Here is a 274-nt window from a genome sequence, read left to right on the forward strand (position 1 = left end):
AATATTAGGATCCATCTTGGTACTTCAACTTTCCGGAGTTAACTAAATTAACTTTAACTTTTAAATTCTTTATACTGTGTTCATTTAAGTAAAACGAGTCTGTTTTTACTTCTTCTTTCCATTTTCTTGGATTCTGACGGTATAATGATTCACCTAATTTGTAGATATCTGCATTTATTTCTATTCCTTTTTCAAAGGACTTTAGAATTTCTAATTTGATAATATCTTCAGTTTTTGTAATCAACTCTTTATCACTAATTTCCTTGATCTTCTC

The 274-nt window shown here is 27.7% G+C and carries 1 protein-coding gene; it reads right to left on the reverse strand.

The features are described 5' to 3' along the window. Positions 1-4: 4 nt before the first annotated feature. Positions 5-274, reverse strand: a 270-nt coding sequence (locus KVT11_RS19850; protein ID WP_302693871.1) for a Ger(x)C family spore germination C-terminal domain-containing protein, incomplete at its 5' end; no start/stop codon positions are given.

It is taken from the genome of Bacillus sp. GbtcB10 (genome assembly GCF_019091365.1).
GTDB lineage: Bacteria > Bacillota > Bacilli > Bacillales > Bacillaceae > Bacillus > Bacillus altitudinis.